At 78.7% G+C, this 512-nt stretch carries 2 protein-coding genes; one reads left to right on the top strand and one right to left on the bottom strand.

Annotation, left to right across the window (positions count from 1 at the left end):
• Positions 1–254 (bottom strand): glycosyltransferase (locus N4S67_RS27955; RefSeq protein WP_313959995.1); only part of this gene is annotated, 254 nt, incomplete at its 3' end.
• On the opposite strand from N4S67_RS27955, the gene N4S67_RS27950 reads away from it, so the two are divergent.
• A partial coding sequence (locus N4S67_RS27950; RefSeq protein WP_260996316.1) for a hypothetical protein occupies positions 249–512 on the top strand: 264 nt, incomplete at its 3' end. The two genes, N4S67_RS27955 and N4S67_RS27950, sit on opposite strands and share 6 nt — an antisense overlap.

The raw sequence follows: 512 nt of genomic DNA, 5'->3' as shown, positions 1-512 counted from the left end.
ATGTCCTCGGCCGCCCGCCGGTACGACGGCTCGGCGAGCACCGTCCGGCACGCGGCGGCGAGCGTGGTGGTCACGGCCACGCGGACGCCGGCCTCGGTGAGGCGGACGGCGTGGTCGAACTGGTCGTAGTCCACCGGCACCACCACGGCGGGCAGCCCGGCGGGGAGCGTGTGGCCGAGGACGCCGGCGCCACCGTGGTGGACGACGGCGGCGAAGCGGGCCAGGTCGCGGGCGTAGTCGACGTACTGGTGCACGGTGACGCCGCTCCCGAGCGCCGCGGCGGGCACGGGGTCGCCGCCCAGGCTGACGTGCAGGTCGACGTCCGGGAGGGCGGCGGCGGCCTCGGTGGCGGCGGCGAGGAGCGCCTGCTTGTGCCAGGGCAGGTGCGTCCCGGCGGTGACGAGGACGGCGGGCCGTCCGGGCGTGAGCTCCGGCGGCGGCGCCGGGGTGGGCGGGGTGTGGAGGACCGGGCCGACGTAGCGCACCGCGGCCGGCAGCGAGCGGGGGAACTC

The sequence above is a fragment of the Mycobacterium deserti genome (assembly GCF_025345615.1).
GTDB lineage: Bacteria > Actinomycetota > Actinomycetes > Mycobacteriales > Mycobacteriaceae > Mycobacterium > Mycobacterium deserti.
This window is presented reverse-complemented; position numbering and strand designations above follow the sequence as displayed.